The following is a 15,787-nucleotide window of genomic DNA, read 5'->3' as shown; positions in this document are numbered from 1 at the left end:
CGGTCACCCTCAGTTGCTGCGGATCTTCTCGACGATCGCCGTGGTCGAGCTGTTTTCCACCAGCCCCAACACCTTCACCGTACCGCCGTAGGCCTTGACGATGTCGGCACCGACCACCTGATCGATACCGTAGTCCCCACCCTTGACCAGAACATCGGGCTTGATCTGGGCCAGCAGGTTTTCCGGAGTGCCTTCCGGGAAGCTGATCACCCAATCCACCGCACCCAGGCCGGCCAGGACCGCCATGCGCCGATCGACGCTGTTGATCGGCCGCCCCGGGCCTTTCAGACGACTGACCGAGGCATCGTCGTTGATCGCAACGATCAGCCGATCGCCCTGGGCCCGCGCCTGCTCCAGATAGGTCACATGGCCGGCGTGGAGGATGTCGAAACAACCGTTGGTGAACACGATCTTCTCGTTGTGCGCCCGCGCGTCATCCACTGCCAGCAGCAACTGTTCGAGCCCCAGCACACCGCGCTCGGAACCTTCCTCGCGCTGGATGGCACGACGCAGCTCCGGCGCACTGATGGCCGCCGTACCCAACTTGCCGACCACGATACCTGCCGCCAGGTTGGCCAGGGCCACGGCATGGGGCAGGTCCTCGCCAGCGGCGATCGCCGCTGCCAGGGTGGAAATCACCGTATCGCCGGCACCGGTCACATCGAACACCTCACGTGCCCGGGCCGGCAGGTGCAGGGCCGGATGATCGGGGCGCAACAGGGTCATCCCGTGCTCGCCACGGGTGACCAGCAGGGCTCCCAGATCGAGGTCCTGCATGAGCTGCGCGCCCTTGGAAACCAGGTCGTGCTCATCGGCACAACCGCCGACGATGGTTTCGAATTCGCTGAGATTCGGCGTGATCAGGCTGGCTCCGCGATAGATCGAGAAGTCCTTGCCCTTGGGATCGGCCAGCACGGGAATACCCCGCGACCGCGCAGCCTGGATCAGCGCCTGATGGTTTTTCAGCGCGCCCTTGCCGTAGTCGGACAGCACCAATACCTTGATGCCTTCGAGCAGGCCATCCACTTCTGCACCCAACGCCAGGGCATCGGTGGCGAACGGTTCTTCGAAATCGATCCGCAACAGCTGCTGGTGACGACTCATGACCCGCAGCTTGACGATGGTCGGCTGGTGCGCAATACGCTGGAAAAGCGCGCGCACGCCCGCGCCCTTGAGGCTGTTGCTCAGGCTGTCGGCGGCCTCGTCGTCACCGGTGACACCCACCAGGGACGCCGGCGCACCCAGCGCGGCAATGTTCAGGGCAACGTTGGCAGCACCGCCCGGACGATCCTCGATCTGCTCGACCTTGACCACCGGTACCGGCGCCTCAGGGGAAATCCGTGAGGTACCACCATGCCAGTAACGGTCGAGCATGACATCGCCGACCACCAAGACAGGGGCTTGATCGAATCGCGGCATGGACAACTTCATGGAGCAACCCACATACAAAATGAACAGGGGCGCGATATTAACACAGGGTGGCCCCAGGCTAGCCTATGGCTTCAAGTGAGTGGCTTCGCCATTGGAAATTGCACCTTTATTGATCAGAAAATCCAGCAGGCGCCGGGTCGAGGCCTCCAGCGTCAGCGAGGTCGTGTCGATTTCGCAATCGGCATCGAGGGGCACCTCGTAAGGGCTGTCGAGCCCGGTGAAGTCCTTGATCCGCCCGGCCAGGGCCGCCTTGTAGAGCCCCTTGGGGTCGCGCCGGGAACAGACGTCGAAGGGCGTGCTGACATAGACGCAGGAGAACGCCTGCGGCGTGAACAGCGAGCGGGCCTGATCACGCTCGGCACGAAACGGTGAAATCGCCGAGACGATCACGATCAACCCGGCATCGACCATCAGCCGTGCCACCTCGGACACCCGCCGGATGTTTTCCTTGCGGGCCTTCGCAGACATGCCAAGGTCGCTGCACAGGCCGTTGCGCACGTTGTCGCCATCGAGCAGGAAGGTATGCAGGCCGCGCTGATTGAGTTGCACTTCGAGGGCATTGGCCAGGGTCGACTTGCCCGCTCCCGACAAGCCGGTCAGCCAGATGCAGCAGGGCCGCTGGTGCTTGATCGCCGCCCGCTGCGCCGTGGAAAGCGCCAGGGTGTAGGGGCGGATCTGCGGTCTTTCCAGGGGGATCGTTGCCAGTCTATTCATAGCCCAGTAACTCATAGTCTCGTTGGTAGACGCGACGAACCAGTCGGCGGGTTCTCACCGAACAGAACTCCTTCACCGGCTCCACGCGTCGTTGGCGTGAGTGATTGAGGTGAGGCAGGGTCGAGGCGATGCCAATCCGCTCGCAGACGGAGCGGAAATCCTGCTCCAGATGCTCCTGGCGACCGATGAAGTCCAGCTCCAGATGACCGAGCGAGCCGACCAGAAAGTCCGTCTGGGGGGCGAAATGCAATTGCTTCCTGACATTCTCGGGATGCAGCCAGCGATAGACGAAATCGTCGAAGTCGCGGTATGAACTCACCAGGTTGTGCGCAGACATATCCCGCCGGCATGGCTCGTTGCCCCTGAGAAAGGCGAAAGCCGAATAGGCCCGCTCCAACGGCTCACGCACGAAAGCGAACTTGAAGCTCCTGGCGTACTGCTCGGGGAACTGATGCTCATACCAGTGCAAAGGCAGATGCCCGGGGTGCCAACCGCCGAACAAGGCACCACACACACTGCTGCCGGCGCACTTGGGAACATGGATGAACAGACAGGCACGCTCGGTGAACGGCTGGGGAAACTGCACATTGCCGGACATGACCTTGTTGATGACCTGCCGGTCGACAACCGGGAGACGCCCCAGCAGAAATTCTCGCTGAGCCTTGGGCATCAGCTTCCATAGGTAGCGCTGCAACATTCCAGTACCTGCGCGGAAGGGATAGCCCCTCCGTTGATATCGATGATTCGTTGCCGAACCATAACAATGTCAGGTAGCAGAAAATATTTAGCGATGGTCAAGCTGGGTAAGTATCCGGATACAAACTCGCGGCGCATTGCGCACCGCAACTGCCCGGAAGCGACACTGCGCTCCCGGGCTATTGACTCACGCGGTCCCGGCGGGGGCCGACTCATCCAGCCCCATGGCATGCAGCCGTGCGTAATAGCCATTTTTTTCCAGCAACTGGGCATGAGTACCACGCTCGACTATACGCCCCTGATCCATCACCAGGATCAGGTCGGCCTTCTCGATGGTCGACAGCCGGTGGGCGATCACCAGGGTGGTACGACCTTTCATGACCTTGTCCAGAGCAGCCTGGATATGCCGCTCGGACTCGGTATCGAGTGCCGAGGTGGCCTCATCGAGAATCAGCAGTGGCGCGTTCTTGAGCAACGCCCGGGCAATCGCCAAACGCTGGCGCTGGCCGCCGGAGAGCAGGACGCCGTTCTCGCCGACCTGGGTATCGAGGCCCTTGGGCAACTGATCGATGAAGTCCTTGGCGTAGGCGTCGCGCACAGCCTGCTCGACGTCTTCGCGAGGGGCACCCGCCAGATCGCCATAGGCGATGTTGTTGGTGACCGTATCGCTGAACAGCGTGACATGCTGGGTCACCTGGGCGATATGCCGGCGCAGGTTCAGCAACCGATAGTCTTCGACCTCGATGCCGTCGAGCAGGATCTCGCCCTGTTCATGGTGATAGAACCGCGGAATCAGGCTGGCCAAGGTCGATTTGCCACTGCCGGAGCGCCCCACCAACGCCACCATCTGGCCCGGTTCGACACTGAACGAAATGTCGTCCAGCACCAGACGGTCGGTGCCCGGATAGGTAAAGCTCAGGTTACGCACATCCAGGCGGCCCTCGACCTTGTCCCGCTCGAGGGTGCCATGGTCCACTTCCGGTGCGACGTCCAGTTGCTCGAATATGCTCTCGGCACCCGCCACGCCTTTCTGGATGGTCGAACTGACCTCCGACAACTGACGAATCGGCTTTGGCAACAGACCCGCCAGGGTGATGTAGGCCACCATGTCGCCCGCCGACGCATCGCCGCGCAAGTAGAGCACCAGGAACATCAGCACCGCCATGGCAATGTAGATCACCAACTGCAGCATCGGCGTATAGATCGCACCGGTGCGAGTCATGCGCAGTTGCTTGTCGGTGTTGCTCTGGCTGGCCTTCAGGAAGCGTTTCTGCTCATAGGTTTCGCCACCGAAGCTGCGCACGACACGGTAGCCCTGGATGGTCTCGGACGCCACATGGGTCACATCGCCCATCGCCACCTGGATCTTCTTGCTCTGCTTGCGAAACTTCTTGCTCGCCGTGCGTACCATCAGCGCGATCAGCGGCAGGATGGCGACCATGACCAGAGTCAGACGCCAGTTCATGAAGAGCAGGGAAACGAACAGGAAAATCACCGTCATGCCTTCACGAACCACGACCTTGATCGCGTCGGTGGCGGCCCCGGTCACCATGGTGACGTTGAAGGTGATACGTGAAATCAGATGGCCGGAGTTGTGCTGGTCGAAGTAGCGGTTCGGCAGGGTCAGCAGGTTGTTGAACAACTGGACCCGCAGGTCGTGAACCAGTCCGAGAGAGACCTTGGCCAGCAGGTAGTTCCCCAGGTACGAACCCAGCCCCTGCCAGGCGGCGATCAGGATGATCAGCAGCGGCACGGCCTGCAGCAACTGCAGGTCGCGCAGATAGGGCACGTTGGGAAACAGCGCGGCTTCGGGATTGGACAGGCCATCGACAAAATACTTGAGGATGTAACCCAGCATTGGCTGCGTCGAAGCGAAAATCAGGAAACCGACGATGCTGAGCATGAACAGTCCTATGTAGGGACGTACATAGCTCAGCAGACGGAAGTAGACTTTCAAGCTCGACGGGCTTGCGGAGAGACTGGAGTCGGTCATGTCACGCGGCGGTAATTGAAAAAGGAGGCTGACTTTAGCACAGCTTCTCTGTTGTACTGACTGCCACTTGGCTCAAGCCCACCGCCCACCTGGCGGACGACATTAAATAGCCAGTGCGTTAGTATGGCCTTTCATCTTTCGGAATGACTTTTCAGCATGCAATTCAGTGGCTTGAATAACGCCTCCAACCGAGTTTTCGATTTCATCTGTCTCTGGCTGCTGCCCCTGGGCTACCTGCTGCTGTTGAGCGACATGTTCTTTCTCCCGGGCCGTAGCGCGCATCACAAGATCTACTACGCCCTGTTCAGTGCACCCGCCCTGATCGCCCTGCTGCTACGCCCACGGGAACTCAAGGAACTGGTCCGCGAGCCGCTGTTCATCGCCATCGTGACCTTCGCCCTGTGGACCATCCTCAGCCTGCTGTGGAGCCCACCCGTACCGGATGCCCTGAGCGACACAAAGCCGCCACTGCACACCCTGATGCTCTTCATAGGCTGCAGCCTGCTGGTGCGCTACCGCCCGGACAGTCTGCAACCGCTGATCTTCAGCGCCGCCATCATCGGCCTGTGCGCCACCCTGTACAACCTCTACATATTCTGGCGGACCCATACACCGGACCTGCGCATGGTGGGCGCCGGGGCCTTCGACAACCCACTGCTCAGCTCCCATGTCTTCGGCTTCTTCTGCGTCTACTGGATGAGCCTGAGCATGCTCTGCAAACGCCCGCAGACACTGCTGCTGAGCCTGCCGGCACTGCTGATCATGTTCTGCGCCGTGCTCGCCACCGGTTCGCGAACTCCCCTGGTCGCACTGACCCTGGCAGCCCTGTGGCTGAGCTTCATCTGCTGGAACCGGCGCTCGCTGATGGTGCTGGGAGCGATGCTGGCCAGTGCCATCGTGGTCTTCACCTTCTTCTCCGGGATGCTTTTCGAACGTGGCAACTCGTTCCGCTTCGAACTGTGGCGCATGACCCTGGAGCAGATCGCCTTCCATCCCTGGGTCGGACATGGCTACAACGCCGAACTGAGTATCGATCCCGGGGTCGGTTACAATCTGAGCGAGCCTCACAACTTCGCCCTCGGCGTACTCTTCTATGCCGGGATCATCGGTTTCCTGCCCTGGATATTCATGCTTGGCTGGGGCCTGCTGAGCAGTTGGCGGCAACGTGTCCAACCACTGTTCATCCTGACCTCCAGCTGGCTGGTATTCGGCATCGGCGCCGGGCTCACCGAAGGTGGCGGCACACTGTCCCGCCCCAAGGAGCACTGGTACCTGCTCTGGGTCCCCCTGGCCCTGATCCTCGCCCTGACCGTCGCGCGGCGCACCCGACGCCTGCTGGACAGGCCAGTACGGTACCTGGATGCAAACTCCTTCGCCGGACTGACCCGGGATGCCCGGGTCATTGAGGAGGACGGACTGGGTCCCAAGGTGCTGTGCCTGCAGAGCGGAGACTACCTGAAGCTCTTCCGCTCCCGCCGTTTCTACAGTTCCGGCGGTTTCAATCCACAGTCGGAACGTTTTGCGATAAACAGCGACCGTCTGCGTGCCATGGGTATCCAGACCCCGGAGATCATCGGTCTTTATCACCTCAAGAATGGCAGCACGGCGGTGCACTACCGGCCATTGCCAGGCCAGACGCTCCGCCAGGTTCTGCAGTCGATGGGCTCGGCGGCGGTGCGCGAAGCACTGGTCGAGCGCTTCGGCAGGTTCCTGGGGCAATTGCATGAGCGCGGTGTCTATTTCCGCTCACTGCACCTGGGCAACGTGCTGCTGCTGGAAGATGGCGAATTCGGCCTGATCGACCTGGCGGACATGCGGGTCTACCCCTCGCCTCTCCGACAAGCCCTGCGCCAGCGCAACCTGCGCCATATGCAGCGCTATCGGGAAGACCGTGGCTGGCTTTTCGAAGAGCAGTTGCCGGCACTGCTCAAGGGCTACGCCTCGACGGCTTCCGACAGGTCGGTCACCTCGCTGCGCAAGGAAGCACAACTGCTGAACCAGACCGCCAAGGCCTGAGAAGTGTCGGTCGCCGCCCCGTAAAGGTGCTGCGGCCGATTGCAGGAGGTCAGCCCCGGCGCTGCCGGGCGTACTCCAGGAAGCTCTCGATGTCATCGCTGCACAGCTTGTCCGCCAGACCGTGCAGCTCCTCTTCCGGCCAGTCCCACCAGGCACTGGCCAGCAGGGCATGACGTTGTTCCTCGGGAAAACGCCAGCGCAGGAAACGAGCCGGATTCCCGCCCACTACCGCGTAAGGCTCGACATCCCGGGTCACCAGGGCACCCGCCGCGACAATCGCCCCGGTTCCCACCGTAACCCCTGACAACAGCGTGCAGTTGGAGCACAACCATACATCGTTGCCAATAGTCACGTCGCCATGCGTCCCACTGTACCCGCTGATATGTGCGGCCTGCGAAACCATGGCGGGGAATGGAAAGGTGGTCACCCAGTCGGCCCGGTGATGACCACCCAGGAATATCTGTACCCCTTCGGCAATCGAGCAGTAGGCGCCGATGTTCAGGGTCGAGCCTTCCTGCCAGTCATGGACCTGTGGCAGACCATAACTTCCCCGGCCAAAACCATAATCGGGATAACGCTGCCTGAAACGCGCGGCGCCACGCTCTATCTTTGGGAGCTTGCGGATGGCCCGCTTGGCCCTTTTTTCGAGAAACCGCTGAATCCAGCCCATGCCTCAAGCTCCGTTCAACTCTTTTCCAGCGGCGAAAAGTACAACCGCGCCAGGGCCTTCCAGGTTTTACCCGTCCAGGCCTTGAACGGAATCTGCGCCAATAGTTCGCGAGCCAGCTTGCGATCACGATTGGAGGTTTTCAGGAACATCGAGTTGAGGAACTTGTAACGCACCTGATCGTACAAGGGGTGATCGCTGAACAGCGCATAGGTGCGCAGGATGCTGTCGATCATGAACCGGTGGTTCTTGTAGGAGTTGGTGGCGTGCTTGCGATAACGGGCCATCAGCACACCCAGGCCATCGATGAAGTAGCCGGCGCGGGTGATCTTCAACTCGATCAGCAGGTCCTCGAGACGGATCTGCGGATCGAACCCGCCGACCTTTTCCAGCGCCTCGCGACGGATGAGCAAGGTGGGAGCCGGCGGATAGGGCTTGCGCTCGAGGAACATGTCATCGAAATCCAGACGCCGGAACGGTACGTCACGGCGCTGGCGCTTCTCTGGAAACAGGTTGCCCTCGGAGTCGATCAGCTCGATATTGCCTGCGCAGATTCCCACCTCAGGCTTGCCGTCCATATGGGCGACCTGCACGGCGATACGCTCGGGCAGCATGATGTCATCGGAACCGAACGGCGCAATCAGGCTGCCATGGGAGCGTGCGATGGCACCGTTGAGCGTATTGGTCAGGCCCTGGTTCTGCTGGACCTGGAAATCGAAACCATGCTCTGCCTGCAGGCGGCGAATACGCTCGACACTGTCATCGGTGGAGCCGTCATCGACCACCAGCAACTCGATGTTCGGGTAGGTCTGGTTGAGCACGCTGAGAATGCTCTGCTCAATGTAGGGACCGTGGTTGTACGAAGCGATGATCACCGTCACCAGAGGCTGGGCGTCTGTCATGGATGTTCCTTACCAGCCTGAGCCAGGCCTGATTCAATCAACTCCAGGTATTGCCGACGGAATACCTCGATATCGTGTTGGTCCTGCAGATAGCGGTAGCTCTGCTCACCCTTGGCGCGCAACGCCTCGTCCGACAGACCAAGGTAGCTGTCCAGGGCCGCCGTCAGGGCCGGCACATTCGCCGGTTCCACCGCCAGGCCACCCGCCCCCTGGATCAGCGGCAGCATGGCCGGTACGCTGGATGCGATGACCGGCAGGTGCCCGCTCATGCCCTCCAGCAGCGCCAGGCCCAGCCCTTCGGCGAGGGAAGGCATGGTCCAGATATCGAACGCTCGGACGTACTGCAAGGCGTTCTCGCGGAAACCGAGCAAGTGGGCACGACCATCCAGGCCGAGGCGCTCGATCTCCTGGCGCAGGCGAGCCTCCTCGCGTCCGGCACCGATAATCACCAGCTGAGCTTCGGCATACTTGTCCTTGAGCGCGGCAAAGGCCTGGAGCAGATAGGTATGCCCCTTGACCGGCACCAGCCGTCCCAGCGCACCGACCAGGCGTGCCGAGGGCGACAGTCCCAGCAGTTCCCGGGCCCGCTCACGGGAATGCTGCAGACCCTCGGCCTGCTGGATATCGATCGCATTGGTGATCGCGTAGGTATTGGCATCGGTGAAACCGCAACGGCAGTCCAGCAGATACTGCTTCACCGCAGGCGAGACGCCTACGAAGCGCCAGCTCCGGTCGATCAGGCCCTGGGTCTGCCGCCGCCGATAGAAACGGTCGTACTCGCCAAAACCGTGGGAAATGCCGATACACAAGGGAATCTTCAACCAACGATTGAGTTGCAGCAGCATGTTCACCGGCTTGAAGCGGTTGCACACCACGACATCGAATTTCTCCCTGCGGCAGAACTTGTACAACTGCCACATCGCTCTGAGACGCATGCCCTTGAGGGCGCTGTCGGAGAATTCGAAATACACCGAGCGATCAGCCCGGCTGACAGGCTCGCCCGGCCCGGGACGCCCACGCAGGAATGCCGCCGTGACCTCGAAACGCTCGACAGGCAGGGCCTTGACGATCTGCTCGGCCAGGTCGGCGAAATCGTGCGACTTGACGTTGTAGTCCGGCTGCAGTTGCAGGACCTTGAAACGTTGACTCATAAATCTCCCCGCTGAAACCCTGTCGCATCGATGGTCCACGCCGGTTCCCGGGCCAGCAGCCGGAGTTGCCCGGGGTCGGCTTCAGGTAGCCTGGACCACTCATTACGCTTCCAGCACACAAAGTGAAAATATGGAAAAGAGCGCTCGCCATCGCGATCATTGGTCAGGCGCCCGTTGCGCCAGTACCAGCGGCTCGGAAAGTTACAGGTTCCATCATGCCACTTGATCACGCCGCCCGGCGTGCTGAAACATTCGGTGAATTCACTACGCCGCCGCCAGGGGTTGAACTTGCCCACCAGATCGAACAACGGTTTCGGGAAGTTCTTGCGCCACAGGAAAATACGACTGAATGCCCCCTCATCCAGTGCATGATGCTCATGGTCGGTAAAGCGTTCGCGCCAGTTCCTGATCTGCATGAACACCTCGCGTTTGCGCGCGGTGTTGCGCATCAGGCACAAATGGCCGGCTACCCGGCGCTCATGAGTGGAGAACAGATCGTAACCGGCCAGGCGCTCGGCGGTGAAATACTCGCGCAGGTTGCCATACACCAGGTCGATATCACCGAATGCCCAGAAGTCATAGCCTTCCAGACGATCGGCATGGATATATCCCAGGGCCGGTTTGATATCACAGAGTTTGTAGGCGGCCTTCGGGGCAAAGTCGATCTCCAGTCGGCGGGAGACCAACTGGCAGTAATTGTCGAAACTCATGCTCTCGATAGTGACATTGGGCGGCGTATCCTCCGGCACCCCACAATCGCTGAACAGCAGCCAGTCAATATCCGGGTTGTATCGGCAGCTTTCCAGAAAGAACGGCATCCAGAACGGCCAGCGCCCGAAATAGGGAATGATGAACAGAATACGCGGGTCTGGACGGGTCATTGGCAACTCACTGCAGGCTTCTGGAACTCAAGGGAACACTCTGTCCCAAGGGGCATTACCGACGCTCGAGCAACCAGAGCAATTCATGCCTTCTGACCGCCTTTCGAAAGAACTCGTTCTCGCCGTAGGGGGATTGTACCCTACTAGCCAGAAGCCACTGTATCGAACGTCGCAGTCGCCGCTTGAACGGAGCACGTGGCTGCAGATCATGCATCATGCCCAATGCCATGGCCTTGTCGCGCTGCTGCTCCAGCGACAGCGACAGACTATAGGGTTGCAGCACCAGCGCCGGATCGAAGACCGGCGGCAAGGCGACTCCCGCGCCTGAATCGCCCATGGGCCAGCGATCATTGTCATGCAGGTGGTTGGCATAGCCCAGCAGCGTGGTCGGCTGCCACTCCAATCCCTGCAACGCTTGCATCACCGCCGCCTGGGCGCAGATGTGATCCGGATGCGGATCAAGTGAAAAATGCGGTAACACAATTACCTGCGGCCGGGCCCGGCTCAGCAGCTCGCGCAGGTCGGCCAGCAGGTTGTTCCAACTGGGCACACCATCGCGATCACCGGGGAGGGTGAACGGATTGAGCTGGCGGAACAGGCGGATATCGTCGAGCTCGGCTTCGCGGGACGCCACCGGCTGGTCCGGTGCGGCCTGCATGGCCGGCAGTTGCAGGCAGAAATAGCCGAGCTGCACGCAATGCTCCTGCGGTACACCGGCCCAACGCGGCACCGCGATACTGTCCCAGGCCCGCAGCCGCCCCTTCAGGCGAGCCGCCTCGGCACGGGGCAAGCCCATCGCCTGGTAATGCTCGGCTTCGATTTCGCCCGCGGTCAGGGTCACGATCCAGGTTTCATCAGCCTGGCTGTACAGACCGTAGGCCGCCAACTCGGCATCGTCGGCATGGGGAGCGATCACCATGACCCGCTGCCGCCGCAGGTCCGGCTGGCGGAAAACCCACAGCACCGGCTCACCGAGCAAACGACAGAAACGCCCGCGCAAACGCAACGAGCCCGTGGTCAGCGCCGGGGCAAAGCCACCCAGGTTGAGATAGCGCAAACCATTGACGCCGCGCTCGAATGCCTGGCGATCGGAGGATTGCGCGCTCTCGATTTCGACTGCCGGATCGAGGAAGCGCCCCAGCCAGCGGCTCTTGAGCCTGACCGCCAGGATCAGGGTTTCCTCGCCGTCCAGTGCAAGGGCATCGTCCAGTTTCAACAGCCCACCGTCGAGACGGCCAGCGACCTGCTCACTGCCCTCGGGAAAGGCATATTGATAATCGTCGCCCGGGGAATAGAACAGGTGATCGGCAAACCAGGCTTCATGGGCAACCCAGGCCAGCAGTGCCAGGACCAGCGGCAGCCACCAGGCCACCAGCAGGCCGACCGCGACCAACAGCACCAGGCCGATCAACAGCGTCAGTCGCTTGTTACGGCGATGACGCTTGAGCAACTGCTGTTTACGGCTCATATCCTGAACACCGGCACGGGGTTGCACCAGCGATCCTTGTACTCACGGTCCGCACGCCCGAACGAAAAGCGCAGCGCCTTGCCCAGCGCGCGGGCATCTTCCCAGGCACTCTGGGTGTTGAGGAAGCTCAGCACGCTGCCCGGGCTGAATGCCCGGGTCTGGGGATCGACGCCGCCGTTGATGTACTCGACGCTGATCCACTCGGGCGCCTCGACGCGGTAGATCAGTTGCACCGCGATCGGCGCACCGTTGAGAAAGATCACCGAACCGATCAGCAGTTCGCGCAGCAACTCGATGACCTCGGCCATGCGTGCCGCGCCGGTCGCCGCGAAACCCCAGCGCCGCTGGAACAGGTCGCAATAGATCGCCGCCAGTTCGGCACTGGAAAACTCGCCGACCGGGCGCACCACGCCGCCCGCCTCTTCGAGCAGGCGCAGTTCACGACGCTGGTTGTAGCGAAACTTCTTCGACAGGTCCTCCGGCGTGCGGGCCATTGCCAACTGTTCGGTCTGCGCCTGCAGGCCGCTGAACCGGTCGGCATTCAACTCGGACAGATAACGGCCACGGTGCCGCAACGGCGCCAGCGCACCGGCAGCCGCCGGCAGGATCAGTTCGGCGTTGCCGAGATCGAACAGGCCCTTCTTGCCCTGGCGCTTGAGCACTTCCTTGGACAACGCCAGGTCACGGCCCCAGGTCGCAATCGCCGCCTTCAGCTCGCCACCCTGCTCGAAAGCCAGGTAACGCACCGGAATCCCGGCCAGATGCGCCAGGCGGTCGACCACCAGCGGGTGCGTCGCGACGCTGCCACCAAAACGCTGCCAGGCGGCACTGTAGGTCGCGGCATCCACCACCGACCAGCCGCGCTCGCGCCAACCCTGGAATAGGTTGAGCATCAGGCCTCCGCCGTCAGGTCGGTGACTTGCGGCAGGTGCCAGAAAGCCTCACGGACCGCCTGGTCCGAGAACCTCTCGTGCAACCGCGCCAGCATCCGGTCGGCACAGGCCTGGCGCTGCTCGTCATCCAGCGCAGCCAGGTGCTGCAGCCCCTGGGCCAGGTGCTCGGCATCGCCGAGGGGGAAAAGAATCCCGACACCTTCGACCACTTCCCTGGCCCCCCCACAGGCAGTGGCCAGCAGCGGCACACCGGCAGCCATGGCTTCCAGCAGGACCATGCCGAACGGCTCGTGATCGGAACTCAGGGCGAAAACATCGAACCCACGAAAGTAACGGCGAGCCTGCGGGACCTGGCCGAGAAACAGCACACGCTCGGCGACCCCGAGCTCGGCGGCCAACGCCTTCAGTTTCTGCTCCAGGCGTCCGGTACCGAGTATCGCCAGCCGACTGTTGACCGGCAGACGCTCCAGAGCCTGGGCGAACCCGCGAATCAGCGTCGCCTGATCCTTGTCCGGATGCAGCCGGCCGACATTGCCGACGACCCAGGCGTCAGCCGGCAGCCCCAGGGCGGCACGCGCCTCGGCGGCCGGAAGCTGCGAAGCCTGCAATGCCTCGATGTCGATACGGTTGTAAAGCGTACGAATCCGCCCGGTCGGCCACTTCGGCAGGCACTGGCGCATATCGTCGCGTACGGCATCGGAAACGCCGAGCAGGCTCAGGCGCTTGCGAAACAGGTGGGCAAACAGCTTGCGGCTGCCCCGCACATAGTCACCGAACGCATGGTGTACGCCGATAACCGGCAACGCCGTGCCAAGCAGGGCGATGTAGATCGGCTTGAAGCGATGGGCGATGCAGAAGCTGAAGTCGCGCGAGGCGGCGATCTTGCGCAGGTCGCCGATAGCGCCGAGCTTGAGTCCCCGGATGGCCTTGGAGCTGTACTCCATGAACAGCACTTCGTCCGACGCACAGTCCGCGGCCACCTCGGCATCGGCGACACCGGTGAGAAACACCGTGGTCACCCGATAGCCGGTCCCGCTGAACAGGCTGGCGTACTGACGGGCGCAATCGAGGAACGGCCCGTCATATCCGTGGCAGAACTGCAGCACATGGCGCTCAGCCGAGCGAGTCATAAGCATCCGCGCCGTCTTTGACCACCAGGATGTCTTCCATGATCAGGTACTGCAGGTCGGAACCGAAGAACATGTTCAGGGCATCGGTCGGCGAGCAGATCATCGGTTCGCCACGACGGTTCAGCGAGGTGTTCAGCGACACGCCGTTGCCGGTCAGCACTTCCAGGGCCTTCATCATGTCGTAGTAGCGCGGGTTGTACTCGCGCTTGAGCACCTGGGCCCGAGAAGTACCGTCCTCGTGGACCACTTCCGGCACGCGGGTCTTCCACTCCTCGGCCACTTCGAAGGTGAAGGTCATGAACGGCGCCGGGTGATCGATCTTGATCATCTGTGGCGCAACGGTGTCGAGCATCGACGGGCAGAAAGGCCTCCAGCGCTCGCGGAACTTGATCTGGTGGTTGATCCGGTCGGCCACGCCGGCGACGCTCGGGCAACCGATGATCGAGCGGCCGCCCAGGGCACGCGGACCGAATTCCATGCGGCCCTGGAACCAGGCCACCGGGTTGCCGTCGACCATGATTTTGGCGATCTGCTCCGGCATGTTGTCCAGCTTGCGCCACTTCGGCGAATTCGGGTGACGGGCGCAGGCCGCGATCACGTCTTCGTTGCTGTAGGACGGGCCGAGGTAGACGTGCTCCATCTTCTCCACCGGCACACCGCGGGCGTGAGAAACGTAAGCGGCCGCCCCGACGGCGGTACCGGCGTCGCCGGAAGCCGGCTGGACGAACAGTTCCTTGATGTCATCGCGGGCGATGATCCGCTGGTTCAGCTTGACGTTCAGCGCACAGCCGCCAGCGAAAGCCAGTTTGCCGGTTTCCTTGAGAACGTCGCCCAGGTAGTGGTCAATCATCTGCAGCGCCAGCTTCTCGAACAGCGCCTGCATGCTGGCCGCGTAATGGATGTAGGGCTCGTCGGCAATGTCGCCCTCGCGCTTGGGCCCCAGCCACTCGATCAGCTTCGGCGAGAAGTAGAAGCCCTTGCCCTTTTCCTTGTAACGACGCAGGCCGATGACGTTGGCGTACTCGGTGTTGATCACCAGCTCGCCATTCTCGAAAGAGGCCAGGCGCGAGAAGTCGTACTTGCTGGCATCGCCGTAAGGGGCCATGCCCATCACCTTGAATTCGCCATCGAGCATTTCGAAGCCGAGGAATTCGGTGATCGCGCCATACAGGCCGCCCAGGGAGTCCGGATCGAAGAACTCCTTGATCTTGTGGATCCTGCCGTTTTCACCGTAGCCGAAGAAGGTGGTGGCGTACTCGCCCTTGCCGTCGATCCCGAGGATCGCGGTCTTCTCCTTGAAGCCGGAGCAGTGATAGGCGCTGGAAGCGTGGGCCAGGTGGTGCTCGACCGGTTCGATCCTGATCTTCTTCGGATCGAAGCCCAACTGCTCCAGGCACCAGACGATCTTCTTGCGATAGCGCTTGTAGCGACGGTTACCCATCAGGATCGCATCGAGGGCGCGATCCGGGGCGTACCAGTAACGCTTGGCGTAATGCCAGCGCGCCTTGCCGAACAGGCTGATCGGGGCGAATGGAATCGCGACCACGTCTACGTCCGAGGGCTTGATGCCGGCCTGCTCCAGGCAGAATTTCGCCGATTCGTAAGGCATGCGGTTCTTTGCATGTTTGTCGCGTACGAAGCGTTCTTCCTCGGCGGCCGCGATCAGCTTGCCGTCGATGTACAAGGCTGCGGAAGGATCATGGCTAAGGGCGCCGGACAGGCCAAGAATCGTCAATGCCACAGGGGTCTAGCCTCTTTAAGTCTGCATGCAGGCGGCGATGCGCCTGGAGAAAATGTGTCCTCGCAAGGGGCGAGAAACAGCTAAAGGGCGGGATTATAGCGTAA

13 protein-coding genes are annotated in these 15,787 nt (G+C 61.8%); 1 reads left to right on the top strand and 12 read right to left on the bottom strand.

Annotation, left to right across the window (positions count from 1 at the left end):
- Positions 1-9: 9 nt before the first annotated feature.
- The 4 genes from hldE to msbA form a co-directional block, all read right to left on the bottom strand.
- Positions 10-1,431: a bifunctional D-glycero-beta-D-manno-heptose-7-phosphate kinase/D-glycero-beta-D-manno-heptose 1-phosphate adenylyltransferase HldE gene (hldE, locus tag ACMGT0_RS03435; protein ID WP_054056547.1), complete on the bottom strand. Its 1,422-nt coding sequence runs from the start codon at positions 1,429-1,431 to the stop codon at positions 10-12.
- 63 nt (positions 1,432-1,494) lie between these two features.
- Positions 1,495-2,145 carry an adenylyl-sulfate kinase gene (gene cysC / locus ACMGT0_RS03430; protein ID WP_416771490.1) on the bottom strand — a complete coding sequence of 217 codons (651 nt, stop codon included), beginning with the start codon at positions 2,143-2,145 and terminating at the stop codon, positions 1,495-1,497.
- A complete protein-coding gene (locus ACMGT0_RS03425) occupies positions 2,138-2,842 on the bottom strand; it encodes a sulfotransferase family 2 domain-containing protein (RefSeq protein WP_054062120.1) in 705 nt (234 codons plus the stop codon). The genes cysC and ACMGT0_RS03425 overlap by 8 nt, the downstream gene beginning before the upstream one ends.
- 186 nt (positions 2,843-3,028) lie before the next feature.
- On the bottom strand, positions 3,029-4,834 hold the full coding sequence (msbA, locus tag ACMGT0_RS03420; protein ID WP_054056544.1) for a lipid A export permease/ATP-binding protein MsbA: 1,806 nt from the start codon (positions 4,832-4,834) through the stop codon (positions 3,029-3,031).
- A gap of 156 nt (positions 4,835-4,990) precedes the next feature.
- Here msbA and ACMGT0_RS03415 point away from each other — a divergent pair, with 156 nt between their 5' ends.
- On the top strand, positions 4,991-6,850 hold the full coding sequence (locus ACMGT0_RS03415; protein ID WP_416771488.1) for an O-antigen ligase family protein: 1,860 nt from the start codon (positions 4,991-4,993) through the stop codon (positions 6,848-6,850).
- A 49-nt stretch (positions 6,851-6,899) separates the two neighbouring features.
- Here the strand turns inward: ACMGT0_RS03415 and ACMGT0_RS03410 are convergent, their stop codons facing one another.
- From ACMGT0_RS03410 to ACMGT0_RS03375, 8 genes are read right to left on the bottom strand one after another with little or no spacing between them, the layout of a single operon-like run.
- On the bottom strand, positions 6,900-7,520 hold the full coding sequence (locus ACMGT0_RS03410; protein ID WP_054056542.1) for a CatB-related O-acetyltransferase: 621 nt from the start codon (positions 7,518-7,520) through the stop codon (positions 6,900-6,902).
- A gap of 14 nt (positions 7,521-7,534) precedes the next feature.
- Positions 7,535-8,419 carry a glycosyltransferase gene (locus tag ACMGT0_RS03405; RefSeq protein WP_054056541.1) on the bottom strand — a complete coding sequence of 295 codons (885 nt, stop codon included), beginning with the start codon at positions 8,417-8,419 and terminating at the stop codon, positions 7,535-7,537.
- The gene (locus ACMGT0_RS03400; protein WP_054056540.1) at positions 8,416-9,570 is read right to left on the bottom strand and encodes a glycosyltransferase family 4 protein; all 1,155 of its coding nucleotides are present in this window, start codon (positions 9,568-9,570) and stop codon (positions 8,416-8,418) included. Before ACMGT0_RS03400 ends, ACMGT0_RS03405 begins: the two co-directional genes overlap by 4 nt.
- Positions 9,567-10,451 (bottom strand): DUF6625 family protein, encoded by an 885-nt coding sequence (locus tag ACMGT0_RS03395; protein WP_054062117.1) that lies wholly within the window; start codon positions 10,449-10,451, stop codon positions 9,567-9,569. Before ACMGT0_RS03395 ends, ACMGT0_RS03400 begins: the two co-directional genes overlap by 4 nt.
- Before the next feature lie 55 nt (positions 10,452-10,506).
- On the bottom strand, positions 10,507-11,919 hold the full coding sequence (locus ACMGT0_RS03390; protein WP_054056538.1) for a PIG-L deacetylase family protein: 1,413 nt from the start codon (positions 11,917-11,919) through the stop codon (positions 10,507-10,509).
- Positions 11,916-12,812 carry a GNAT family N-acetyltransferase gene (locus ACMGT0_RS03385; RefSeq protein ID WP_416771484.1) on the bottom strand — a complete coding sequence of 299 codons (897 nt, stop codon included), beginning with the start codon at positions 12,810-12,812 and terminating at the stop codon, positions 11,916-11,918. The genes ACMGT0_RS03390 and ACMGT0_RS03385 overlap by 4 nt, the downstream gene beginning before the upstream one ends.
- A complete protein-coding gene (locus tag ACMGT0_RS03380; RefSeq protein WP_416771482.1) occupies positions 12,812-13,942 on the bottom strand; it encodes a glycosyltransferase in 1,131 nt (376 codons plus the stop codon). The genes ACMGT0_RS03385 and ACMGT0_RS03380 overlap by 1 nt, the downstream gene beginning before the upstream one ends.
- Positions 13,926-15,683 carry a carbamoyltransferase gene (locus ACMGT0_RS03375; protein ID WP_054056535.1) on the bottom strand — a complete coding sequence of 586 codons (1,758 nt, stop codon included), beginning with the start codon at positions 15,681-15,683 and terminating at the stop codon, positions 13,926-13,928. Before ACMGT0_RS03375 ends, ACMGT0_RS03380 begins: the two co-directional genes overlap by 17 nt.
- Positions 15,684-15,787: the final 104 nt, after the last annotated feature.

Source organism: Pseudomonas sp. RHF3.3-3 (genome assembly GCF_048069595.1).
Lineage (GTDB): Bacteria > Pseudomonadota > Gammaproteobacteria > Pseudomonadales > Pseudomonadaceae > Aquipseudomonas > Aquipseudomonas fuscovaginae_B.
This window is presented reverse-complemented; position numbering and strand designations above follow the sequence as displayed.

What these genes read in the sequence shown, in the direction of transcription:
- ACMGT0_RS03415 (WP_416771488.1), top strand. Translation starts at nt 4,991, where the DNA reads ATGCAATTCAGTGGCTTGAATAACGCCTCCAACCGAGTTTTCGATTTC.
- ACMGT0_RS03405 (WP_054056541.1), bottom strand. Translation starts at nt 8,419, where the DNA reads ATGACAGACGCCCAGCCTCTGGTGACGGTGATCATCGCTTCGTACAAC.
- ACMGT0_RS03400 (WP_054056540.1), bottom strand. Translation starts at nt 9,570, where the DNA reads ATGAGTCAACGTTTCAAGGTCCTGCAACTGCAGCCGGACTACAACGTC.
- ACMGT0_RS03380 (WP_416771482.1), bottom strand. Translation starts at nt 13,942, where the DNA reads ATGACTCGCTCGGCTGAGCGCCATGTGCTGCAGTTCTGCCACGGATAT.
- ACMGT0_RS03410 (WP_054056542.1), bottom strand. Translation starts at nt 7,520, where the DNA reads ATGGGCTGGATTCAGCGGTTTCTCGAAAAAAGGGCCAAGCGGGCCATC.
- cysC (WP_416771490.1), bottom strand. Translation starts at nt 2,145, where the DNA reads ATGAATAGACTGGCAACGATCCCCCTGGAAAGACCGCAGATCCGCCCC.
- hldE (WP_054056547.1), bottom strand. Translation starts at nt 1,431, where the DNA reads ATGAAGTTGTCCATGCCGCGATTCGATCAAGCCCCTGTCTTGGTGGTC.
- ACMGT0_RS03390 (WP_054056538.1), bottom strand. Translation starts at nt 11,919, where the DNA reads ATGAGCCGTAAACAGCAGTTGCTCAAGCGTCATCGCCGTAACAAGCGA.
- ACMGT0_RS03425 (WP_054062120.1), bottom strand. Translation starts at nt 2,842, where the DNA reads ATGTTGCAGCGCTACCTATGGAAGCTGATGCCCAAGGCTCAGCGAGAA.
- ACMGT0_RS03385 (WP_416771484.1), bottom strand. Translation starts at nt 12,812, where the DNA reads ATGCTCAACCTATTCCAGGGTTGGCGCGAGCGCGGCTGGTCGGTGGTG.
- ACMGT0_RS03395 (WP_054062117.1), bottom strand. Translation starts at nt 10,451, where the DNA reads ATGACCCGTCCAGACCCGCGTATTCTGTTCATCATTCCCTATTTCGGG.
- msbA (WP_054056544.1), bottom strand. Translation starts at nt 4,834, where the DNA reads ATGACCGACTCCAGTCTCTCCGCAAGCCCGTCGAGCTTGAAAGTCTAC.